We start from the raw sequence: 23,046 nt of genomic DNA on the forward strand, positions 1-23,046 counted from the left end.
CCTATATTAAGCGTCGATACGACTCAACAAATCTGCCGCTTCCTGACGCTGTTGATCGTTACCTTCATGCGCAACTTCTGCAAGAATATCGCGAGCACCTTCGTTGTCACCCATATCCATATAAGCGCGCGCCAAGTCTAATTTAGTTGCAGCTTCGTCAGCATCTGCCATGAAATCCAACTCTGCATCCATGTCATCTTCTGACATATCGGCAGCGTCATCCATCGCTAAACTTTCGGCTGAGAAATCAGAAAGCGCTTGTTCAAAAACATCATCATCAGAGATATCGTCTTCAATAGCATTGTTAGCTTCGGCAACTTCTTGAATCGCTTCTTCATCAATATTATCGAGCTGTGCTAAGTCTTCTTGCTCAACTGGAACCTCTTCTTCTGCAAAAAGACTTTCTTCCAAATCCAAATCTTCTGCGGCTAATTCAGTTTCAGCATCTGACAAATCTAACTCACCAACATCAGCTGCTTCTACATCTAACTCTTCATCAAGCAATTCGTCATCGAGTTCGGCAAATGCATTTTCGTCGAGATCAGCAATTTCATCAGCTGATTCTTCTGCAAGTGCTTCATCCAAATCTTCTAGGCTGACGTCATCGGCAAGCTCAACTGAACCATCAATATCGAAATCGTCATCATCGTCTACACTTAAATCTTCTTCAGACAGCAATTCAGATTCGGCAGACTCTTCAAGTCCAGCTTCAAGCTCAACTTCATCTTCTTCCCACGAAAATTCGCTTTCATCCAATTCAGTATCGAGTAATTCATCTTGCTCAGTAGAATTCTCTGCTACGAAGTTTTGCGATTCTGGTTTTTTGTCATCAAGGTTGAGCTCTGCTTCGATTTCATCGAACTCGTCGCCCGCATCAAAATCTTCAAGATCCAAACTTGAATCCAAATCTGCTAATTCGCTATCTACATCATCAAGCTTAAATTCATCTTCATCCAAGCTGGCAAATTCATTTTTGGTTGACGGCGCAGTAGAATCTTCATCATCCAACAAATCTAATTCAGCATCGAGACTCGCCATTTCATCGTCGAGCGCTGCCAAAGCAACATCGTTAACATCCATTTCCAGATTAAAATCATCGCCGACTGCTTCTTCATTAAATTCCGCAGATTTAATGCTATTGGCTTCTTGCGCGAGTGAGCTTGGCTCGTTATCCAACTCATTGAAGTCGAAGCTGAACTCATCTTCTTCACGCTTGGAAACTTCAACGTCTTCTGGCAAACCGTCGTCATCAAGACTGTCGAGCGCTAAAGAAATTTCGGAAAGATCTTCTGCTTCACCGTGCTTGGCAGGAGCATCATCCAAATCGAAATCCAATGTGAAATCGTCATCCAGATCTGCGGGCTTTTTGGCCTCAGCACTGAAATCGCTAGCAAATTCATTGGTATCATCGAGCTCTAAATCAAAGTCGAAGTCATCGCTGGTGGAATCGGTAGCGACGCTAGTTGAGACCGCAGGAGCCGGAGTTTCTGGCTCAACATCAAAGTCATCCAGATTGAAGTCTTCATTAAAATCGAACTTTTCTTCCGGTTGCGATGCCTGCGCAGTATCAGGATTAAACTCACCGATATCTGGAATGCTCGCACGCAATTCTTTAGCGCGGCTTAACGCAAAACCACTTGCGAGCGGCAAGAGTGCTGCGTAGTGTTTATCGAACGCCGTTGCATTTTGAGTATGGGAATAAACTTCCAGAAGTTTCAAACGAATATCAGTAGACGCAGGATCTTTCGCCAAACCGTTCACAAGCATTTCTTCTGCCTGATCAAATTTGCCGTATGCGATGTAAATATCTGCTTCGCCTACTACGTCGCCAGTTTCGGCGACAGCGGTTGTCCCTTCTTCATCAAACAAAGCCATTTCATCAGCGGTTGGCTCCAAAGCCGACTCTTCTTCATGCGTTTGATTGAATGAATCGAAATTAGGTTCGTCTGAAGAAAAATCATCAGTCGCAGAATTATTTTGTTCCGCTTCCGCTTTACGACGACGCGCCAATGCCACACCGCCAGCGCCTAACAATACCGCAGCACCCAAGCCCACCCATAAAATGTTGTCAAAAATTTGATCGACAATTGTTTTTTCAGGTTCTGGCGCCGGTGTAGGCTTAACAACTGGTTTTTTCGGCGCTACTGATGCAGCTGCACTGGATACGGCAGCGGTAGCAGCGGCAGAAGTATTCGCTGCAGCTGCTGAAGTTTTGGTATCTGCAGGTGTAGTTTCAGCAGGTTTAGCATCCGCTGCTTTTTTATCTGCCGTCGCTGATTTGTCTGGTTGTTTGCCGGAATTTAATTGCAGCGCACGCAATTTTTCATTACTGACATCAACCAAACGCTGCATGGTTTTGACCTGCTCTTCCAGATCATGCACGCGTGACGATAATTCGGTTTTTTCAGATTTAGCGCGCTCCAGCTCTTCCAGAGTTGAAGCCAGTTCGGATTCCAGAGCCTTGCCAGAACCTTTGTTAGCTCCACTGCCTTGGCCGCCAGCAGCTTTTTCTTTTGCAGTTGGTGCTTCCAACCTTACGCGACCGGTAACCGCTTCTGATTTGGCGCGCTCGGTGTTAGTACGGCGTGACGCATCCAATTGTGCACCCAAACCTGAATCGCTTGGGCTGACAGAGTTACCGGACCATTCCGCAGACTGCGCATTAAACTGTCTTACGGCTTCCGACTGGGAAACGCTGGAAATTTCGCTGGAATCAGGCACACGCAGCACCTGACCTTTTTTCAATAAATTAATATTGCCGCGAATGAATGCATCAGGATTCAGACGCTGCAACGCCAACATGGTTTGGTGAACGCTGGCACTGGAATCTGGGCGAACAGCAAGTGCGATTTCCCACAGAGTGTCTTTATCACCTACAGGCCCGTAGGTGCCAGACGCAACTTTAGACTTTTTTGCGGGCTGATCTTGCTCGGCAATAATGTCCGGCTTTTCTTCAGGAGTATCTACAGCCTCAGCAGGAGCCTGGGTTACAGGTGCCGTCACTTCGGTTTTCGTTGCGGGAGGCGGAGTTACCGCCGGTTTGGCCGGCGCGGTTTTGGCCGCTTGCACGGCCTGCGGAGCTGCATCATCGTAAGTCGGCAAATCCATCAACAAGGTGTATTCGCGCAACAAACGACCAGAGGTCCATTTAGCTTCAACAAGGAAATTCAAATAGGGTTCGCGAACCGGGTTGCGTGACGTAATACGCACCACGGGGCCGCTGGGGTTATCTAATGCGACTTCAAACTTAAATTCGGTATAGAAGTGAACAAAATCCAGTCCATTGCGCTCGAACTCAGTGGAGGACGCAAGCGAAACGATAATCTGCTCGGGAGATAGGCCTTTGGTATCCAATAACTGGACTTCAGCGCTAAGCGGCTGATTGAGTGTGGATTTTAACTTAACCTCACCCAACCCCAATGCACTGGCATAATTTGACAGGGCGAACGAAGCGAATCCACAGGCTAATACCAATTTACGAAGATGCATAGGGTGATCCTTTATTATCTCCCAGAAGTAAGACTCAACGAGATTCCGGCAGTGAGTAGCCAGAACTAAGGGTTAAGTCCCAAACCGGATGTTGTATGCGGGTACTGCAAAACCTCGAATAAATATTCACTATCTGTCGTAAGTATTCATTATAAATAGGTTTTTATCAACACTTAGCCCTATCTGGAAGCTTGCCAGAACGGACTTTTTGCACATTTTTCATTGCTTTTGGGTAAAAAAGTAAAATTTGGCACGACTAATTCAGACGACAGCACAAAAAATACCAGCCAAAAATAAAAAACCCTCAATAATCGGGCGATTATTGAGGGCACTTAAAGCAATTCTTTAAGTTTGAGGATTAAGCTTCTTTGAGTACGCGAAGCATACGACGCAAAGGCTCAGCGGCTCCCCACAATAATTGATCGCCTACGGTAAACGCTGACAAATATTGCGGGCCCATGTTCATCTTACGCAGACGACCAACAGGAATGCTCAAAGTGCCAGTGACCGCCGTTGGGGTCAGATCACGCATACTGCTTTCGCGATCATTTGGTACAACTTTAGCCCATGGATTGGCATTCGCAATTAAAGCTTCGATATCTGTGATGGGTACGTCTTTATTGAGCTTGATAGTCAATGCCTGTGAGTGACAGCGCATGGCACCGATGCGCACACACAAACCGTCAACTGGGATGGGGTTGCCATCGCGACCGAGAATCTTGTTTGTCTCGGCCTGACCTTTCCATTCTTCTTTGGATTGACCGGTTTCCCATTGTTTATCGATGTAAGGCAACAAACTACCTGCTAATGGATGGCCGAAGTTGGCTTTGGGTAAATCATCGCCACGCATGGTTTCAGCAATAATGCGGTCGATTTCCAGAATCGCAGATTTTGGATCAGCCAATTTGTCCGCAACAGACGCATGCAAAGTACCCATTTGCGAAATCAGCTCACGCATGTTCTGAGCACCGGCACCAGATGCTGCCTGATAAGTCATGGAAGAAACCCACTCCACCAAACCAGCATGGAACAAGCCGCCCAAGCCCATCAACATCAAGCTAACGGTACAGTTACCGCCGATGTAATTTTTAACGCCCTTGGCAATACCATCTTTGATCACGTCGAGGTTTACCGGATCAAGCACGATAATCGCATCTTTCGCCATACGCAGGCTTGATGCAGCATCAATCCAGTAGCCGTTCCAGCCAGAAGCACGCAGTTTTGGGAAGATCTCGTTGGTGTAGTCACCACCCTGGCAGGTAATAATGGCATCCAGTTGTTTCAAATCATCAACTGAATAAGCATCTTTCAATGCTGGTAGGCCACTTGCTATCGCTGGGGCTGCGCCGCCTACGTTAGAGGTGGTGAAAAATACAGGTTCAATATTCGCAAAATCATTCTCTGCTTGCATACGTTCCATAAGAACGGAACCCACCATACCGCGCCAACCTACAAAACCTACTTTCATTTCAATTCTCTCTTAAAAACTGCTTACTTGAAAAATCATCTGCTTTTAGATTCAACACAAACAAACCATTGCACAATTAGCCGATATTTAAACATTTGGCCTCAATGGAGAAATAATAAAGCTTTCCTCCATAGATTGCATGAAGACTTAGCAAAAATTGCCCGGTTTATTGCAATGCTGCAACAACTGCGTCGCCCATTTCCGATGTAGATACTTTTTTGGTGCCTTCAGTGTAAATATCCGCTGTACGGAAACCCTGATCCAACACTTTGCCGACTGCCACTTCGATAGCATCTGCTACAGCCGGATAACCCAAAGAGTAACGTAACATCATGGACACAGATAGAATCGTTGCAAGCGGGTTAGCGATACCCAAGCCAGCGATGTCTGGTGCAGAACCATGGCATGGCTCATACATACCGCGACCATCTTTATCTAAAGAAGCCGACGGCAACATACCAATCGAACCCGTCAACATAGCTGCAGCATCAGACAAAATATCGCCGAACATATTGCCCGTTACCAACACGTCAAATTGCTTTGGAGCACGGACCAATTGCATTGCAGCATTGTCGACGTACATGTGAGAAAGCTCTACGTCTGGATATTCTTTATGAAGTGTATCCATGACTTCGCGCCACAACATAGTGGCTTCAAGCACATTCGCCTTATCGACTGAACACACTTTGCGATTGCGCTTGCGCGCCATTTCAAATGCAGTGCGGCCGATACGGATAATTTCGCTCTCGGAATATTTGTAGGTGTTGTAACCTTCACGCTCGCCATTTTCCAATACACGAATACCGCGTGGCTCACCGAAATAAATACCGCCCGCCAATTCGCGAACGATAAGAATATCCAAACCGGAAACCACTTCAGGCTTTAATGAGGATGCATCCACCAATTGCGGGTACAACAACGCAGGACGCAAATTGGCGTACAAACCTAATTGCGAACGAATTTTTAACAAGCCTTTTTCAGGGCGAATTGAACGATCCAATTTATCCCACTTGGGGCCGCCTACAGCACCAAGCAAAATAGCATCCGCTAAACGCGCGCGCTCAAGCGTAGAATCCGCAAGCGGAACACCGTGCACATCAATTGCGCAACCGCCCATTAATTCATTTTCAAAGGTCATACCCAAATCAAATTTGGCGTTAATAACATCCAACACTTTGCGCGCTTCGCGCACGATTTCTGGACCAATACCATCGCCTTCCAGAATTAAAATATGTTTACCCACAAGTCTCTCCTGTTTCAAAAATATTAGATGCATGCATTTCTCACAAATAATGCATGACAATTCTCACTTCACCGAATGCGCGCGCAAAATTAATCTGGCAACACAATAAAACAACACACCTTATCACTAGAGCCATTAAATATGTGGCAAGTTCGGAACCTGTTTTATGCGTCAGATTGTTATTGCGTTCGTTTGTTTTCTTTCTCTTAGCGCTAGCGTGGCCCACGCTGTTGATCGAATCCATATCTCCGTTGGAAGCCTTTCGCGCCCGTCTTACCACGTAGATACCATTAGTAGCTATCGCGCTGGGTTATCGTGGGATACCGAGTTGCTCAACGATTATCTCAGTGACCAAAGCAGCATTCGTTTGGAATCAAGCATTGGCCTCAACCAAACCAGCTTGGGCGATGTCTATGACATAACCGCTGCACCTGTTTTTCACTACCAATTTAAAAAGTTCGATCAAAAAGCATTTTTTGAAATTAGCGCCGGTATAGCTTACCTTTCAGACACTGACTGGGCGGCATATCACGACATGGGTTCAAATTTGCAGTTTGCCGATCGAATAGGTTTTGGTTACGCTTTTGAGAAAAGTGAAATCAGCATTAACTTTTTTCACTTTTCTAACGGCGGAACCAACGCTCACAACCCAGGTTGCGACATGCTGCTCCTTCGAACAAGCTTTAAGATTTAGTTTTTCACCACGTCAAATAACCACGGACTCTCAACACGCTTTTTAGCTTCGTAAGCGCGAATAGCATCGGCGTGTTCGAGTGTTAAACCAATGTCATCCAAACCATTCAACAAACAATGCTTGCGGAATTCATCAACTTCAAACGCAAAGGTTTCACCACTTGGTGTTTTAACAACTTGCGCAGCCAAATCAATTGTTAATTGATAGCCTTCTGTTGCGTACATTTCTTTAAACAATTTATCAACGATTTCGTCACTCAAAATAATCGGCAACAAACCATTCTTAAAACAGTTATTAAAGAAAATATCGGCAAAGCTTGGCGCGATTACGCTGCGAAAGCCATAATCATCCAGTGCCCATGGCGCATGTTCGCGGCTTGAACCGCAACCAAAGTTTTCGCGCGACAATAAAATTGTTGCGCCTTGGTAACGTGGAAAATTTAAGGGGAACTCATTATTGATCGGGCGACCTTCACAACTTTGGTCTGGCTTGCCTTCATCTAAATAGCGCAACTCATCAAACAAATTTTTGCCAAAGCCAGTACGCTTGATCGACTTCAAAAATTGTTTGGGAATAATCATATCGGTATCGACATTGGCGCGATCCATAGGAGCGGCCAAGCCTTGCAAAACGGTAAAACTTTTCATGGCTCTATTCCTATTAATTGAAAGTGCGAACGTCAACAAAGTGCCCAGCAATTGCAGCAGCTGCGGCCATAGCCGGGCTCACCAAATGCGTGCGACCACCGTAACCTTGGCGACCTTCAAAATTACGGTTGGATGTTGAGGCGCAGTGCTCGCCATTACCTAATTTATCCGCATTCATTGCCAAACACATTGAGCAGCCTGGCTCACGCCATTCCAAACCGGCAGCAATAAAAATTTCGTGCAAACCTTCTGCTTCCGCTTGCGCTTTAACAGCGCCAGAGCCGGGAACCACAATGGCTTCTTTTACCGATGCAGCTTTAGTTCGACCTTTTACAACTTCTGCTGCCGCACGAATATCTTCAATACGCGAGTTGGTGCAGGAGCCGATAAACACGCGATCCACATAAATTGATTCAATCGGTTGGTTAGCTTGCAAGCCCATATATTGCAATGCGCGAATCATACCTTCGCGCTTTACTGGATCAGTTTCTTGCGCTGGGTCCGGCACTTTATCTTCAATGGAAACCACCATTTCTGGCGAGGTTCCCCAGCTCACTTGCGGCTTTATGTCAGCGCCATTGATTTCAACAACCGAATCAAAATGCGCGCCTTCATCACTCACATAATTACGCCAATCGGCAACTGCGCGCTCCCACATTTCACCTTTTGGTGCGTAGGTTCTTCCTTTTACATAATCGATAGTGGTTTGATCCACAGCGACCATACCCGCACGAGCACCTGCTTCAATCGCCATATTGCACACGGTCATACGACCTTCCATGCTCATATCGCGGAATACCTGACCGCCGAATTCCATCGCGTAACCTGTACCACCGGCAGTGCCGATTTTAGCGATGATCGCTAACACCACGTCTTTTGGCGTTACGCCCAAACCGAGTTTGCCTTCAACTTTAATCAGCATGTTCTTCATTTTTTTGGCAACCAAACACTGGGTCGCCATTACATGCTCAACTTCGCTGGTGCCGATGCCGTGGGCCAATGAACCCAAAGCGCCGTTGGTTGCCGTGTGCGAATCGCCGCAAACAACGGTCATGCCGGGCAAGCAAGCGCCGGTTTCCGGGCCAACTACGTGAACAATACCTTGGCGATGATCATTGATTTTGTATTCAACGATTCCAAACTCATCGCAGTTGTCATCAAGGGTTTGTACCTGAATCAATGACACCGGGTCTTCAATACCGCTAATACCGTGGGCGCGCTCTTTTTGGGTAGTTGGTACGTTGTGATCTGGCGTCGCCAAAATCGAGTCAACGCGCCAAGGCTTACGGCCAGCCAAACGCAGGCCATCAAAGGCTTGCGGCGAAGTCACTTCGTGAATGATGTGGCGATCAATGTAAATCAACGACGAACCATCGTCGCTTTCTTTGACCAAATGGGCATCCCACAACTTGTCGTATAAGGTTTTCTTGCTAGCCATAAAACAACTCCTGCTTGGCTTGAGAGAGAGCTTTTAAAGTGAAGCGAGTTTATGCCTGCAGGCACCATAAAACAAATTTATCTTTTTTATAGTTTGCATTCCAAAAAGGAATAGTATAAAAATAATACATGACGACGAATCCGCTCACCTTGTGTTCAGCTGAAAAGTTGTAATTTAGTCGGCTCCACCTGAACGGATTGGTGCCTAATCGGTGGCCTTTAGCAGAAAGATGGATACACAGCACCTTCAAGCGTTTGTTGCTATTGCAGAAAGTGGCTCGTTTTCGGGAGCCGGTGAACGCCTACATCTGACGCAACCGGCCATCAGTAAACGCATCGCCCTTTTGGAGGAGCAGATCAAAGCCAAACTCTTTGATCGAGTCGGTCGGCAAGTGGTTTTAACCCAGGCAGGGAACTTATTGCTGAATAAGGCGACAAATATATTGAAAGAGGTGACAGCCGCCCAACGCGAGATTGCAGATTTGCGGGGCGACATCACAGGAAAACTCAGCGTGGCAACGAGCCATCATCTAGGCTTACATTACCTGCCACCCTATTTGCGGGAATTTTCACAGCGTTACCCAGACGTAAAATTAGACTTACATTTTTTGGATTCAGAACATGCGTACCACGAAGTACTCCTCGGCCGATTCGATATCGCCATTATTACGCTTGCGCTCGAGCAAGACCCGCGCATCAACAGCAATGAACTCTGGCAAGACCAACTCCAGTTCGTCGCGTCGCCCACCCATGCACTTGCAACGCTGGCGAATCTTCGCCTGGCCGATCTAAGTCCGCATCAGGCGATAATGCCGGATATCAACACTTATACCACGCGTTTAATTAAGGATTTGTTTGACCGCGAGAACCAACCGCTTGATATCACCATGGTGACCAACCATTTGGACACCATCAAAATGATGCTAAGTATCGGTCTTGGTTGGGGTGTGCTTCCCAGCAGTATTATCGACGACCAACTTAAAGTATTAGATGTAAGTCACCCCCCTCTTACCCGCTCGCTCGGTTGCATCTATCACAATCAACGCAGCCTGAATAACGCCGCTCGTGCGTTCCTTGAGCAACTTAAAGCGCCAATTGCCTCCAATCTCGTCAGCTAACTCACAAATTCCTTACAAAACAATCACTAAAGCACTCGTTAACCGCTAAACTAACGGCCGTCTCATTGATTTAAAGGATCATCCCATGAAGAAACTTCCCCTTATTATTACCCTTAGCTTCCTGGCTCCATTTGCCCACGCAGACCGCGTGCTTGGCCTTTACGCAGGTGCAGGTTCATGGCTTTCTGACTATGACGGTAAAGCGGGTAACCCCTCGGTAACCCTGAATGACTTGGGAGTAAAAGAAGACTACAACAACTATTTTTATGTCGCGATTGAACACCCTATTCCGTTTATTCCCAACATTCGCTTGACCCAAACCAACCTTAAAAGCTCACAAACGGGTACGGTTACCCAAAGCTTCACCATTGGTGATACCACATATGCGGCCAATGAATCGGTAAAAAGCAGCTTTGATTTGAGCCACCGCGATGCAACTCTTTATTACCAATTATTAGACAACTGGATTAACCTGGACCTCGGTGTCACTGCCCGTCAATTCGACGGATATGTACGAACCGAAAGCGCCAGCTCAAACGAAAACCTCAAAATAGATTTAACCGCACCCCTACTTTACGCAAAAGCGCAATTTGATTTGCCCTTCACAGGCTTATCTGCCGGAGTTGAAGGCAATTACACAAGCTACCAAGACAACTCCCTGAGCGATTACTCCGCCAAACTCACTTATTTGTTCGATACGGTTGTAGATGTAGGTGTAGAAGTCGGTTACCGCAAAATGTCTATCAAGATTTCTGATAATGATCTGGAAGCTGACATGACGTTAAAAGGCCCCTACGCCGCTTTGATTGCTCATTTCTAGGATGGCGATAACAAAAAAGCTCTGCACGGAAAATCTGTGCAGAGCTTTTTGCTTTTAGGCAGGCGTATCTGCGATATACTGCGCGCCTCCAATTCTTGTAAGCCTCTACCATGACGCCGATAGATTTATTGATTAATGCTCGCTGGATAATTCCAGTAGTGCCAGAAAATCGCATTCTTAAAGATTGTGCCATTGCTGTTCATGAAGGGCGAATTCTTGCATTACTTCCGCAAGAAGAAGCTGCTAAACGCTACAACCCAGCGCGCACAGAAAATTTACTCGAACACATTATTACACCCGGTTTAATTAATGCCCACGGCCACGCGGCAATGACTTTATTGCGTGGCTATGCTGATGATCAGGCGCTCAATGATTGGCTCAACAATCACATATGGCCCGCGGAAAAAAAATGGGTAGATGAACAATTTGTACGCGATGGTACTGAGCTTGCAATTGCTGAAATGATTAAAAGCGGAACGACTTGTTTTGCAGATATGTATTTCTTCCCGGAGCAAACAGCGCAAGCTGCATTAGATGCGCACATTCGCTGCCAAATTTATTTCACGATTTTTGATTTCCCCTGCGCGTGGGGCTCAGGGCCGGAAGATTATTTTTCCAAAGGCCTGGCTCTGCACGACACATTTCGCGATAACGATTTAATAAACATTGGTTTCGGCCCACACGCGCCTTACACCGTTGGCGACGAAACATTGAAAAAAGTCGCCGTACTCGCACAGGAAATGGACACACCGATTCACATACATTTACATGAAACCGTACAAGAAGTTGCTGAATCCATCAAACAATATGGCGTGCGCCCCAGTCAGCGCTTAATGGACTTGGGCTTGCTTTCACCGCTTACGCAGTGCGTGCACATGACCCAAATAAATGACATCGATATAGCGATTTTGCAACAAAGCGGTGCCCACGTAATTCACTGCCCCGAATCCAATTTAAAACTCGCCAGCGGATTTTGTCCCGTCGATAAATTATTAAAAGCTGGCGTCAATGTAGCACTCGGAACAGACGGCGCTGCAAGCAATAACGATTTGGATTTATTTAGCGAATTAAAAACGGCTGCGCTTCTTGCAAAAGCCGTCAGTGAAAATGCCGCAGCAATTGATGCGCATACCGCTTTACGTATGGCAACGTTAAACGGGGCAAAAGCCTTGGGAATTGACGACAAAGTTGGCAGCCTGGAAATGGGTAAACAAGCAGATATTACTGCCATCCATATTGGCGATTTGGATTTACAACCAATTTACAATCCAGCATCACAGCTTGTGTACACCAACGTTGGGCATCGCGTATCCCACGTTTGGGTAAATGGTAAATGCTTAATGCAAGACCGTGAATTGCTAACCCTTAATGAACGCGAATTGAAAAGCAAAGTTCGCCAATGGCAAGAAAAAATTCAGAACTGAGAAATTAATTATGGCAAACGTCAACACCGCTGAAATTGCAAAATTTGAAGCTCTCGCCAGCCGCTGGTGGGACAAGAACAGCGAGTTCAAGCCACTACACGATATCAACCCTTTGCGTGCAAATTATATTGACCAACGCTCACCGGTCGCGCACCGCAAAGTGATTGATGTAGGTTGTGGCGGCGGTATTCTTGCAGAATCTCTCGCACAACGCGGTGCAGATGTAACAGGTATTGATATGGGCGAAGCACCTTTATCAGTAGCCCGCTTACACGCCTTGGAAGTTGGCGTAACCATGAGTTACGAACGCATTACCGCCGAAGAAAAAGCACAAGCATGTGCAGGTGAGTTTGACATAGTAACTTGCATGGAAATGCTGGAACATGTTCCAGATCCATCATCGGTAGTAAAAGCTTGTGCGGATTTGGTTAAGCCAAATGGCGATGTGTATTTTTCCACCATTAACCGCAACCCCAAAGCTTACGCATTCGCCATCCTGGGCGCAGAATATATTTTAAAGATGCTGCCAAAAGGCACGCACGATTACGACAAATTTATTCGCCCATCAGAATTAGCACAGTGGTTACGAGCAGCAGGTTTGGAACTGCAAGACATTAGTGGTATGACTTACAACCCCATCACCAAGCATTACAAGCTGGATGCAAATGATGTGAGTGTGAATTACTTATTGCACGCCAAAAAGATACCCCAATAAATATTTCCTAATTCACATTAATTAAATAGGGAGTCGTCATCCCCGTTACGCGAGGATGACGACTTCCCGACAAAGTAAATTCAAGTGTTACTCAATTTATGCAAAATCAAAAAAAAATCCGCGCCGTTATGTTTGACCTTGACGGCACCCTGCTCGATACAGCCCCTGACTTCGTCGCTGTGGTTAATAAACTACTACAAGAAAACGGGCGCGATGAATTACCGCACGAAATGATTCGCGCCTGCGTATCAAACGGTTCAAAAGCTTTAGTAATGATGGCATTCGCCATTGAAGAAGCACACGAAACCTTTCAACCATTGCGTGCACGCTTGCTTGAACTTTACACACAACACATAGCCGTATTTACCAAACCCTTTCCAGGCGTTCAGGATTTATTGAACAATCTGGCAAAACACAATATTCCTTGGGGTATCGCAACCAATAAGCCTGCCGCTTACACAGTTCCCTTGATGGAACAATTAAATATGCAACCCGCACCCGCGATTGTCATTTGCCCGGATCACGTACAAGACAGCAAGCCGCACCCTGAATCATTATTTTTAGCAGCGCGAGAATTAGGCTGCACGCCAGAAGAAATTATTTATGTCGGCGACCATGAACGTGATATCCAATGTGGCAAACGTGCAGGCAGCCTAACAATTGCTGCCGCTTTTGGTTACGTTGGGAATGAAGACATTGATAGCTGGCAAGCAGATTACCGAGTTGAACATGCGGAAGAAATTTGGCCGATTGTAGAAAAATATTTGTAAACCGCCCTATCGTCATCCCCACAGAGGATCCAGCGACTTTAAACCCTGGCAAGAAAAAAAGCACTGGGTGCAGGTATGACGAAAGAGCTCGTACTGTAGATCTAAATTAAATTATTTGATTATTGACCATGAAAACTCCAGAAAATTTTATTCCAACACAAAACTGCCTTGCCGATAAAATTATCATCGTCACTGGCGCAGGCGATGGCATTGGCCGCGTCGCAGCAAAAACTTTTGCAGCGCACGGCGCAGCCGTAATCCTTGTTGGCCGCACGCTACAAAAACTGGAAATGGTTTACGACGAAATTGAAGCAGCGGGTCACCCGCAGGCGGCTATTTACCCAATTGATTTTCAAGTTGCCAACGAACAGTCTTTTATTGATATGTGCAATGCCATCAACGAGGAATTTAATCACCTCGACGGCATACTGCATAACGCTGCAGACTTAGGTCAACGCACACCTGTTGCCAACTACGCACCCGATGTTTGGATGCGCTTAATGCAAGTAAATGTGAACGCGCCCTTTATGCTGACGCAAGCTGTAATGCCCCTGCTGGAGCGAGCAAAGAATGCGTCTATTTTATTTACGGGCTCTAGTGTGGGCTACAAAGGCCGCGCTTATTGGGGTGCTTACGCCGCATCAAAGGCTGCTGCTGAAAATTTGATGCAAACACTCGCAGATGAGCTGGAAGAAACCACACGCATTCGCGCCAATAGCATCAACCCCGGCGCCACCAGAACTAAAATGCGTGCAGGTGCTTACCCGGGGGAAGATCCAACAACCATTAAAACACCGCAGGATTTAATGCGTGATTATTTGTATTTGATGAGTGATGAATCGGTTGGAGTTAACGGCCAACAATTTGAAGCAAGCGTAATCAAATAAAGAGAACGCCTGTATTTTTTATAACCTTTACTCTTTTGCATCCAACACTTGAATATATTGAAAGACACCGTAAACAACCTCGGCCATCTTTTTATAATTCAGCCTCTCATAAGTATCCTGCTCTTGGTGATACTGATGATTTCTATAAAAAGAAGTATCAGTCACCATAATGGCGGGATAACCATGCGACCAATAACTCCGATGATCTGAATAATCTATACCCAGCACCCAACGAGGCGCATTAATAGAATAGGCTTGCACATCAGTATATTTATTAATACTAGCCTTTAAAGGTGCTGCCTCATTTGACAAAAACGAATCAACAACAGCGATAAAATCGCCGCTATCCGGATAAAATAAACTCAACAGCGGCATGGGGAAAGACTGAGATCCTGGCGAATCAGTGAAAAAACCAATCATTTCCAAAGAAATCATCAATCGTACTTTGTTATCTTTCAAGCTTGCTGCATGAATAAAGCTCCCCATATGCTCCGTCGCATAATAAGGCGGCTCTTCCAAGGTATAAGCCACTAATAAAATACGATGCTTTAATTGAACTTTGCCTAGCAATTTTCCGAGTTCAATGAGCCCCGCCACACCACTGGCGTTATCATCAGCCGCTGCATGTGTAGAAAAAGCATCGTAATGCGCACCAATAACAATCACTTCTTTTGTATCTGGACCAAAACTCGCGATGACATTTTTATAGTTATTGCCATTCACAGCATATGATTGAAAGATTGCAGAAGCAGAACTCATGCTGAGCTTTTGTTTAATGAATTCCGCAGCAATATCCAAATTTTCAGGATGCTGGCTATCTCTCGGCAAAACTTTTTCACTTAAAAATATTACAGTTTCTTTTAAATCATTTTGATTAATAAGAGACCGATGGCTCTCATTTTTATTAGTGATCAACAAAGGCCGCGCTATAACCAACCACAACAACAATATGCTTACCGCCAACACAAACACAATACGAATAGTAGAACGCAAAAAACGACTTTTCATATAATTCTTACCAACGATTCATCAAATACCCCACCACCAAAATCTGCGGTAAAGTGATTAGCGGCAAGAACAAAGATATTTTCCAGGATTTAGTTGCATCCTTTAACACTAAAATTTCTGTGTAGTCAGTCGATACGCCAGCCATCATAAAAGTAAATGCATTGCCGGGTGCGTGGGCTCTCGTTAAAAGATCCGCAGCAATTGGTGTTGAACCTTCAGAACACACTTCAATTACCGTTGCAGCAATTAAAGTAAAGATAATTCCAATCAAGCTGGGACCAAACCATTGCTGAAAAAATTCAGCGCTTACAAAAGTGCGAATCAGCGCAGCTAACACCACACCAAATAATAGCCAACGTAAAACCATCTTCGAACCGTTGACACCTTCGCGCACCACAGTTTTAACCGTATCAAATGACCAGCTAACTGCTGACCATTGTTTGCGCGCTTCTGGCCAGAACTGAAAATTTTCCTGTAACTCAAATGCGTTCGGATTGGAGGGCAATATCTTTCGCTGAACACAAAGATCAAATATCCATCCGCTGATAATTGCAATTAACATTGAAAATGCTATGAATGCCAAGGTCCACTTGACACCAATCAACGCAAACATAATTAGGGTTAACGAAAACGAGTTCCAAGGGCTGGCAATTAGAAATGCCATCACTTGCCCCAAGCTTGCACCTTTTTGATATAGCTTGGTGCCAACCATTAAAATTCCGTGGCTACATAAATCCAGCAACACGCCAGCCGCAGTAGCGCGCAAAAGTCCATTGACGGTGCCGCCCTTGCCCAACACTGAGAGCACTAAATTTTGCGGAACATTTGCTAATACGCCGACAAAAACCAAACCAAGTAACACGCCCCACCACATGCTATTAAGCATTTCAAAAATACTATGCGCAAAATGCTGCAAGAAATTTGGTAAAAGTGTTGGCGCCAATAAATGGGAAACATAAAAAACCAAACAAATACTTAGCGAACCCCATAATAAATAGTCGTTCTTACCACCGTGCTCGTGCCCGTGGTCGCTTTCACAACAACCCATATTTTGGGCATGCTCATGCTGATCTACTGCAGGACTGCAACAGGAGGCCGTAGCTGCAACAACTGGGCTTTCCCCCAAATTTGAATAGGATTTTGATTGTGCCGGATGGTGATGATCATGTGATTGAGTTGCGCAGCAAGGCTTGGCTTCTTTGGCCTGACTGGAGGGCTCATGGGAACAAGAATCACTCATGATGATGACTCCACTAACATGAATGGCATTAAGGAAGATTTAGGTTGCGCGAGCGTTTCGATAATGGTGCATTCGGCAGAATCGTCGCCTGCACATCCATTAGCCATATCAGCAAGAACAGATTTAAGGGCATGAAGCTCCCGAAGCTGGGCCTCCACCTGCTCGATCTTCTCAAGCACTAATTTTTTAACCTGTGAGCAGCGACGGTTTTCATCGCGGTAAAGATCAAGTAACTCCCTGCACACCTCCAGGCTAAAACCTACGGCGCGCGCTCGCTGCAAAAAGCGCAAATGCTCAACATCTACCAATGAATAATCCCGATAGTCATTACCCGCTGCACGCGCTGGCTGCACAAGCCCTATTTCCTCGTAATAGCGCAAGGTTTTAGCCGGTAATCCACTCTGAACAGCTGCCTGACTTATGTTCATTGTCTCTCCTCACAAGAATTCACATCAATGTTAATGAACCATCATAAACCTTTCTGTAACTGTAAGGTCAAGCATAAGTTTTTTGTAACTTTGTGTATTTAAATCCCAAAAAAACTATAAACAGGATACAATATGTAACTTTAAGCGACATCAGCTTGAGACATTAATCACAAAATATGTGGTTTTAATCAGTAAAAATCCTTTAAAATCATTTATATGCATCACCTTCTTGACAAACTTATTTAATAAACCACAATAAGTGAACAAGATTAATTACCAGAGCAGTTCTATGGAATACCTTGATATCAACAACCCCGAATGGTCCAAAATGTGGGATGAACTCGCCGCCTATAAAATGAATGCTGGCGATCATCTGTGTGTCTTTGAAGGGCAATGTTGGGAATACATGGGTTCAACAATAGATCACCATCATTTTCGCCACGCTTGCCATCCGCTGACACAAAGGGTTGAATACCTTTACATTGAACGAGCAAGGGCAGCTGTCGGCTGGGCATAGGATGGTTAGATTTATCAAATTCGTAATAATTGGAGGAGCGGCAACGCTCCTTCAGTTTTTATTCCTGGGGCTTTTTGTAGAAGTCTTTGGATTAGTACCAACCTTTGCGTCAGCCCTCTCCTATTGTTGTTCTGCGGTCTTTAACTATCTCGCTAATTATTATTTTACCTTTGGCAGTAACAGCAGCCATAAACAAACCTTACCCAAGTTTATTGTTACCGTTGCCTTGGGAATGGCGCTTAGCACTACACTCTTCGCAATTTTCCATTACCTGCTAATAAACTTCCTTCTCGTCGATACAATTCTGATCAATAGCGCCTACCTAATTGCACAGCTCTTTGCTACCCTGCTCACCCTCATCGCCAATTTTTTAATGCATAAATTTTGGATATACCGGAGATAATAATGAGCAGTGGAACACCTGCAATAGCCATCCCGTCTCTCGCAGTGGTAGTCCCCTGCTATAACGAAGAAGAAAGCTTGCCGAAAACTATTCAGGTCTTAAATGATCTTTTAGATAAGCTTATTGCCGCTAATAAAATTACGCCTGATTCAAAAAATTATTTTGTTGATGACGGCAGCCGCGATAACACCTGGCAAATTTTGCACAATACCGCGCTGCAAAATGACAAAGTGGTTGCGATTAAATTATCGCGCAACAAAGGCCACCAAAATGCACTCTACGCTGGCCTTTGTACAACCACTGAAGATATTACCGTTTCAATTGATGCCGACTTACAAGATGACCCTGCCAATATTGAAAACATGGTGGATGAATATTTGCAAGGTAACGAAGTCGTCTACGGTGTACGCTCAGCGCGCAAAACCGATACTTTTTTTAAGCGTTTCACTGCCGAAGGCTACTACCACACCATGCGCACAATGGGCGTAGATTTGGTTTTCAACCACGCTGATTTCCGTTTATTATCGCGCCGCGCGCTGGAAGCTTTAAAAGAATACAAAGAGTCCAACTTATTTTTACGCGGTATAGTGCGTGAGGTAGGTTTTAAATCATCAGTGGTTGAATACGAACGCCAGGCACGTGAACTCGGCGAGAGCAAATATCCACTCAAGAAAATGCTCTCCTTCGCCTGGAAAGGCATTACTGCATTTTCAGCCGTACCACTCCGAATGATTACGGTGCTTGGTCTTTGTTCTGGTTTTGCATCCTTCGTATTAATTTTGTGGGTGTTGGGCATTCGTATTTTTTCTGACCACGCAGTACCGGGTTGGGCATCTATACTTTTGCCATTGCTTTTTATCGGCAGCGTTCAGCTTTTATGTTTGGGCGTGATTGGTGAATACATGTCCAAAATCTATGAAGAGGTGAAAGGTAGGCCGAAGTACCATATTAGTGATGTCGTACGTAAGCATTAATAACGCGGATAAACCAAGAGATCGCCATGTACAGCGAAAAAAATAATAACTACGCTGCTAATCACATCACCAGCCAAACTGGTACACCGTTAAAAGCTCTTAATTACGGTTATTGGCTACAGGTTTATCTGATTGCTGTTATCGTCTGCAATTTCATCCTGCTCTTTTGGGATAGCAATGGCAGCGATACGGGTTTTTGGGAGGACTGGGTAAAGCAGCTTGTTAATAAAGGCTATGGCGATTTCAATGGTAATTATCCGCCAATGTACATTCATTGGTTGTATGTTGTGGCAAAAGTTTATACTCATTTGAATATCCCTGTTGAGAATAATATTTTTTTAAAATACCTAACTCAGATTCCCATAGTCATCTCTCACCTTAGCCTAACAGCTCTTGTATTTTTTATTGTCAAAAAATATAAATCGACACCAGAACATTTCCACGCGGCCCTAGTCTTAACGGCGTTAAACCCGGCAATTCTTTTTAATGGTGCAATATGGGGGCAAATCGATGTTGTACCTGTAATACCTGTGGTTCTTGCACTCATTGCAGGCACAAGTAATTCCTACAAAATTTACACATTTCCGCTTTACTGTTTGGGTTTACTTACTAAATTCCAAATGATCGCCTTTGCACCTGTTTTTGGTATCTTATTTTTTACTGATTATAAAACCCACTTGAAAGCAAGCATACTCTGCCTTGCTGTCTTTCTGATTGCATTCCTGCCGTATGTAGTCACATATAATTTTATCCCCTCGTTCAAGCTTGCTTATGTAGATGTGTTGAAGCAATACGGCACAACCACCATGGGAGCAGCCAATATCTGGATTCTTTTGACAGGTAATGCAGCACCCGACTCCATCGTGCTATTCGGAATGTCAAACAATCCGGTTATGGCAAAAATATTTACCGCAAAACATTTTGGTATGATTAGTTTCTCCTGTGTTTGCCTGGGAATTTTTACGCAGGGCTTAATAAACTTGCGCGCCAAAAAATATGCTGCGAATAATACGCTGCTCGCCCAGGATATTTTATTTTATGCTGTTTTGTGCTCAACGGCATTTTTTACCTTACTGCCAGCCATGCACGAGCGCTACTTATTACCGGCCGTTGTTTCATCCCTCGTTTGCTTTGCAATAAGCCCTCGAAAGATTATTTATCCTTTAGCGTTCAGTTTTATTTCCGCATTCAACCTTGCAATGTGTATGGGCATTAAAACCTCCAATGGTGTATGGCCTCTTATTTCCTGGCTTATGCTCGCCGTGCTTGCTTATGGCATCATGGAGCTCTTCTATAGGCGCTCCTGGGAAATCTTTATAAAAGATTTAACGTCTACTTTATTTGGATTCAAATACACATATATCATCTTCTTTATTATTGCTAATTACATATTGTGCAACTATCTCATTGAGACTACCCGCATTCATAAAATTACGCTTGTCGAAAATCAGATTGTACTAACGCAAATGACACCTTTTAGTAGTCATCAGGATTATGGCCATTTAAATATCAATAAGAGTGCCAATGGAACTGTATTAGCAATCGCAGGAAGACGATTTGCAGATGGGCTAGGTACACATGCCAACTCCCAAATTGATTATTTAATTCCACATAACGCACAGGAATTTAGTTTTATTGTTGGATTAGATGATGAAACAGAATCTGCCAGCGTTATTTTTTCGATATGGGGCGACGACAAACCCTTGTGGGAATCGAAGCCTTATTATGGCGCCGAAAAAAATCTGGAGACTATCAAGTTGCCTGTTGAAAATGTCAAAAAGCTAAGCTTGCGTGTGTCAGGAATGGGCGACATTAGTAGCGACCATGCCGACTGGATTCAGCCCATTCTCACACTACGTAAAGACTGATCGATAGAAAGCTAATGAGTAGCTAAAGAGATAACGATGAAAAAATTAATACCCCCGTTAATAAGCCTGGGAGCATGCATAGTAATACTACTTATGCTCATGTGGATTTCCACGTGGAAATCTATCACCTTGGGCAAGGTAGAATTTTCATCCAATCCAAATGAACACCGCATTGTCTCACTTCCATTCTCTGAGGATTTTGTAGGGCGCTACACCATTAGCGTTGACCTGGAAAACGTTACCAGTGCATACCAGGAGTTTCGTATAACGCCGGATGATGAAGTTGTTGCCATCCGCGTAAATGGGGAAAACATTCCATTAAATAATATTCCCCACTCCGATCTCAGAAATTATGGGTCTGGATTTTTAATGAGTTTTAATAATTTAAAACCAGACCAAACCAATGTATTTCAATTTGATTTAGTGAACGAAAGTAATCCTACTGGATTTCGCCTGGAAACAACCCAACGATTAACAACAACTCAATTGATTGGCATAGCGTTTAGCTTATTTAGCTTCGCCTTGTTTCTTAGCCGCACCTTAAAAATTTCACATGCACAAAAACTATTTCTTCTTGCTGGATTAATAGTGTCGGTAATGTATCTATCCAAAACGGATTCGCGCACACGGACTTTTGATGTTTATGAAGGTGGCGGACATAAAGATTATATAGAGCATTTAATCCATCACAAGAATTTACCAAACCCTGGCGAGGGATGGGAATATCATCAACCGCCGCTTTATTATTTAATTGCCGCAACCGCAAAAGTTACCGGCCACATTCCCGAGGCTGCCAGTGATTTATGGGCACAACTCTTAGCGCTTTATTTTTGGGTTATTTTTCTTGTAAGTGGTCTTGCTTGCTTGCACATAGCCTTTCGAAAACGATTGGTACCGCTTTTAATTTCCAGCCTCGCATTCTGCTTATGGCCTGCGGGGATTATTCATAGCATACGAATTGGGAATGATTTGGGTCTTTATGCCTTTTATGGCCTCTCATTTTTCTACACGCTTAAATGGTGGAAGACTCGTGCATCAAGCGATTTAATTTGGGCCAGCTTGTGGATGGGGGCATCCTTATTAACTAAATCCAATGGATTAGCGATGACTAGCACTCTGGGAGCGTTATTTTTCTTACATATGGTTTTAATCTTTACGGACAAACAACACTTTCAAGCAAAGAAAACCAAACTTATTCGCGATTTTTCTATAATGTCTGCTATTTTCGCTACCGCACTCCTATTAAACTTTGGAGACAATATTTATTACTATTTAAAAGGCACTTCAAGCGACTGGTTGCTCTCAAACGTAAGTGAAAGTATAAATTCAGGTCTAAAAGTAAATAACAATCTAGAAAATTATTTAGTCTTTGACTTAGCAACTTACGTATTACATCCATTTATTAGCACTTGGGATGATATCTCGGGGAGGCAATATTTCTGGAATTTTGTATGGCGCTCAAGCCTTACGTCGGAATTTTATTTTCAGGGCGATGCGCTAAAATATTGGGGAGTGAGTAACGGCATATTTCTTTTGTGTGCCCTTGCCGGCACTTGTATTTATTTTTTACAAAAACAACCCTACACAACTAGAAGAGAAATGATCTTGGGAGCCTATAAATATCTTCCGTGGATTTTAACGCTTGTTTTACCTTTTTTATTATTGCTGGCTTACCGTATTAAAGTACCTTTATCATGCAACACTGACTTTAGATACATATATCCTGTATTGATAAATATCATTTTCTTTGCATGTTTAACGTGGAAAAAACCAAAGGAGCTTCCCATTCCGGCTGTTCTTACATTGGGGCTAGGAATAATTGGAGCAAGCTCTTTATACTGGATTAAACTTATCTAATCAGCACAGATAAAAATTATAGGCCTATCCGGATCAAAT

General features: G+C 44.3%; 20 protein-coding genes. 12 read left to right on the forward strand and 8 right to left on the reverse strand.

What is annotated here, in order from left to right:
• Positions 1-6: 6 nt before the first annotated feature.
• The 3 genes from IE104_RS08950 to leuB form a co-directional block, all read right to left on the reverse strand.
• Positions 7-3,489: a motility hub landmark protein FimV gene (locus tag IE104_RS08950; RefSeq protein ID WP_189417628.1), complete on the reverse strand. Its 3,483-nt coding sequence runs from the start codon at positions 3,487-3,489 to the stop codon at positions 7-9.
• 358 nt (positions 3,490-3,847) lie between these two features.
• Complete coding sequence (gene asd / locus IE104_RS08955) at positions 3,848-4,957, reverse strand: aspartate-semialdehyde dehydrogenase (protein ID WP_189417630.1); 1,110 nt, start codon at positions 4,955-4,957, stop codon at positions 3,848-3,850.
• Positions 4,958-5,123: 166 nt separating this feature from the next.
• The gene (leuB, locus tag IE104_RS08960; RefSeq protein ID WP_189417631.1) at positions 5,124-6,200 is read right to left on the reverse strand and encodes a 3-isopropylmalate dehydrogenase; all 1,077 of its coding nucleotides are present in this window, start codon (positions 6,198-6,200) and stop codon (positions 5,124-5,126) included.
• A 166-nt stretch (positions 6,201-6,366) separates the two neighbouring features.
• On the opposite strand from leuB, the gene IE104_RS08965 reads away from it, so the two are divergent.
• Positions 6,367-6,894 (forward strand): acyloxyacyl hydrolase, encoded by a 528-nt coding sequence (locus tag IE104_RS08965; protein WP_189417633.1) that lies wholly within the window; start codon positions 6,367-6,369, stop codon positions 6,892-6,894.
• On the opposite strand, the gene leuD is transcribed toward IE104_RS08965, so the two are convergent.
• Positions 6,891-7,541, reverse strand: coding sequence for a 3-isopropylmalate dehydratase small subunit (leuD, locus tag IE104_RS08970; protein WP_189417634.1), 651 nt, complete (start codon positions 7,539-7,541; stop codon positions 6,891-6,893). The genes IE104_RS08965 and leuD overlap by 4 nt on opposite strands.
• A gap of 13 nt (positions 7,542-7,554) precedes the next feature.
• On the reverse strand, positions 7,555-8,979 hold the full coding sequence (leuC, locus tag IE104_RS08975) for a 3-isopropylmalate dehydratase large subunit (protein WP_189417636.1): 1,425 nt from the start codon (positions 8,977-8,979) through the stop codon (positions 7,555-7,557).
• A gap of 229 nt (positions 8,980-9,208) precedes the next feature.
• Here leuC and IE104_RS08980 point away from each other — a divergent pair, with 229 nt between their 5' ends.
• From IE104_RS08980 to IE104_RS09005, 6 genes are all read left to right on the forward strand, one after another.
• On the forward strand, positions 9,209-10,096 hold the full coding sequence (locus IE104_RS08980) for a LysR family transcriptional regulator (protein WP_189417638.1): 888 nt from the start codon (positions 9,209-9,211) through the stop codon (positions 10,094-10,096).
• Positions 10,097-10,181: 85 nt separating this feature from the next.
• Positions 10,182-10,916 carry a TIGR04219 family outer membrane beta-barrel protein gene (locus IE104_RS08985; protein WP_189417640.1) on the forward strand — a complete coding sequence of 245 codons (735 nt, stop codon included), beginning with the start codon at positions 10,182-10,184 and terminating at the stop codon, positions 10,914-10,916.
• Positions 10,917-11,026: 110 nt separating this feature from the next.
• Positions 11,027-12,340: a TRZ/ATZ family hydrolase gene (locus IE104_RS08990; protein WP_189417642.1), complete on the forward strand. Its 1,314-nt coding sequence runs from the start codon at positions 11,027-11,029 to the stop codon at positions 12,338-12,340.
• Between the two features lie 10 nt (positions 12,341-12,350).
• Entirely contained in the window at positions 12,351-13,055 is a 705-nt protein-coding gene (ubiG, locus tag IE104_RS08995) for a bifunctional 2-polyprenyl-6-hydroxyphenol methylase/3-demethylubiquinol 3-O-methyltransferase UbiG (RefSeq protein WP_189417644.1), read from the forward strand.
• A 98-nt stretch (positions 13,056-13,153) separates the two neighbouring features.
• Positions 13,154-13,825 carry an HAD family hydrolase gene (locus tag IE104_RS09000; protein WP_189417645.1) on the forward strand — a complete coding sequence of 224 codons (672 nt, stop codon included), beginning with the start codon at positions 13,154-13,156 and terminating at the stop codon, positions 13,823-13,825.
• A gap of 128 nt (positions 13,826-13,953) precedes the next feature.
• A complete protein-coding gene (locus IE104_RS09005) occupies positions 13,954-14,712 on the forward strand; it encodes a YciK family oxidoreductase (RefSeq protein WP_189417647.1) in 759 nt (252 codons plus the stop codon).
• Positions 14,713-14,739: 27 nt separating this feature from the next.
• On the opposite strand, the gene IE104_RS09010 is transcribed toward IE104_RS09005, so the two are convergent.
• From IE104_RS09010 to IE104_RS09020, 3 genes are all read right to left on the reverse strand, one after another.
• Positions 14,740-15,630 (reverse strand): M28 family peptidase, encoded by an 891-nt coding sequence (locus IE104_RS09010; RefSeq protein WP_189417649.1) that lies wholly within the window; start codon positions 15,628-15,630, stop codon positions 14,740-14,742.
• 97 nt (positions 15,631-15,727) lie between these two features.
• Positions 15,728-16,960, reverse strand: a complete 1,233-nt coding sequence (locus IE104_RS09015) for a permease (protein WP_189417650.1) — start codon at positions 16,958-16,960, stop codon at positions 15,728-15,730.
• Positions 16,957-17,388 (reverse strand): MerR family DNA-binding protein, encoded by a 432-nt coding sequence (locus IE104_RS09020; protein ID WP_189417652.1) that lies wholly within the window; start codon positions 17,386-17,388, stop codon positions 16,957-16,959. Before IE104_RS09020 ends, IE104_RS09015 begins: the two co-directional genes overlap by 4 nt.
• A gap of 289 nt (positions 17,389-17,677) precedes the next feature.
• Between IE104_RS09020 and IE104_RS09025 the strand changes: the two genes are divergently transcribed.
• Genes IE104_RS09025 through IE104_RS09045 form a run of 5 tightly spaced genes read left to right on the forward strand, consistent with a single transcriptional unit; the run spans position 17,678 to position 23,007 of the window.
• Positions 17,678-17,905 (forward strand): 4-diphosphocytidyl-2C-methyl-D-erythritol kinase, encoded by a 228-nt coding sequence (locus IE104_RS09025; protein ID WP_189417653.1) that lies wholly within the window; start codon positions 17,678-17,680, stop codon positions 17,903-17,905.
• Position 17,906: 1 nt separating this feature from the next.
• On the forward strand, positions 17,907-18,308 hold the full coding sequence (locus IE104_RS09030; RefSeq protein ID WP_189417654.1) for a GtrA family protein: 402 nt from the start codon (positions 17,907-17,909) through the stop codon (positions 18,306-18,308).
• Positions 18,309-18,310: 2 nt separating this feature from the next.
• Complete coding sequence (locus IE104_RS09035; RefSeq protein ID WP_189417655.1) at positions 18,311-19,282, forward strand: glycosyltransferase family 2 protein; 972 nt, start codon at positions 18,311-18,313, stop codon at positions 19,280-19,282.
• Between the two features lie 26 nt (positions 19,283-19,308).
• A complete protein-coding gene (locus IE104_RS09040; RefSeq protein WP_189417656.1) occupies positions 19,309-21,150 on the forward strand; it encodes an NPCBM/NEW2 domain-containing protein in 1,842 nt (613 codons plus the stop codon).
• A 36-nt stretch (positions 21,151-21,186) separates the two neighbouring features.
• Positions 21,187-23,007, forward strand: coding sequence for a glycosyltransferase family protein (locus tag IE104_RS09045; RefSeq protein ID WP_189417658.1), 1,821 nt, complete (start codon positions 21,187-21,189; stop codon positions 23,005-23,007).
• The last annotated feature ends 39 nt before the right edge of the window (positions 23,008-23,046 follow it).

Origin of the sequence: Cellvibrio zantedeschiae (assembly GCF_014652535.1) — a bacterium.
GTDB lineage: Bacteria > Pseudomonadota > Gammaproteobacteria > Pseudomonadales > Cellvibrionaceae > Cellvibrio > Cellvibrio zantedeschiae.

Excerpts from the sequence above, each read along its gene's own strand:
- IE104_RS08950 (WP_189417628.1), bottom strand. The coding sequence starts at position 3,489 with ATGCATCTTCGTAAATTGGTATTAGCCTGTGGATTCGCTTCGTTCGCC.
- asd (WP_189417630.1), bottom strand. The coding sequence starts at position 4,957 with ATGAAAGTAGGTTTTGTAGGTTGGCGCGGTATGGTGGGTTCCGTTCTT.
- IE104_RS08965 (WP_189417633.1), top strand. The coding sequence starts at position 6,367 with ATGCGTCAGATTGTTATTGCGTTCGTTTGTTTTCTTTCTCTTAGCGCT.
- leuD (WP_189417634.1), bottom strand. The coding sequence starts at position 7,541 with ATGAAAAGTTTTACCGTTTTGCAAGGCTTGGCCGCTCCTATGGATCGC.
- leuC (WP_189417636.1), bottom strand. The coding sequence starts at position 8,979 with ATGGCTAGCAAGAAAACCTTATACGACAAGTTGTGGGATGCCCATTTG.
- IE104_RS08980 (WP_189417638.1), top strand. The coding sequence starts at position 9,209 with ATGGATACACAGCACCTTCAAGCGTTTGTTGCTATTGCAGAAAGTGGC.
- IE104_RS08985 (WP_189417640.1), top strand. The coding sequence starts at position 10,182 with ATGAAGAAACTTCCCCTTATTATTACCCTTAGCTTCCTGGCTCCATTT.
- IE104_RS08990 (WP_189417642.1), top strand. The coding sequence starts at position 11,027 with ATGACGCCGATAGATTTATTGATTAATGCTCGCTGGATAATTCCAGTA.
- ubiG (WP_189417644.1), top strand. The coding sequence starts at position 12,351 with ATGGCAAACGTCAACACCGCTGAAATTGCAAAATTTGAAGCTCTCGCC.
- IE104_RS09000 (WP_189417645.1), top strand. The coding sequence starts at position 13,154 with ATGCAAAATCAAAAAAAAATCCGCGCCGTTATGTTTGACCTTGACGGC.
- IE104_RS09005 (WP_189417647.1), top strand. The coding sequence starts at position 13,954 with ATGAAAACTCCAGAAAATTTTATTCCAACACAAAACTGCCTTGCCGAT.
- IE104_RS09015 (WP_189417650.1), bottom strand. The coding sequence starts at position 16,960 with ATGAGTGATTCTTGTTCCCATGAGCCCTCCAGTCAGGCCAAAGAAGCC.
- IE104_RS09020 (WP_189417652.1), bottom strand. The coding sequence starts at position 17,388 with ATGAACATAAGTCAGGCAGCTGTTCAGAGTGGATTACCGGCTAAAACC.
- IE104_RS09025 (WP_189417653.1), top strand. The coding sequence starts at position 17,678 with ATGGAATACCTTGATATCAACAACCCCGAATGGTCCAAAATGTGGGAT.
- IE104_RS09030 (WP_189417654.1), top strand. The coding sequence starts at position 17,907 with ATGGTTAGATTTATCAAATTCGTAATAATTGGAGGAGCGGCAACGCTC.
- IE104_RS09035 (WP_189417655.1), top strand. The coding sequence starts at position 18,311 with ATGAGCAGTGGAACACCTGCAATAGCCATCCCGTCTCTCGCAGTGGTA.
- IE104_RS09040 (WP_189417656.1), top strand. The coding sequence starts at position 19,309 with ATGTACAGCGAAAAAAATAATAACTACGCTGCTAATCACATCACCAGC.
- IE104_RS09045 (WP_189417658.1), top strand. The coding sequence starts at position 21,187 with ATGAAAAAATTAATACCCCCGTTAATAAGCCTGGGAGCATGCATAGTA.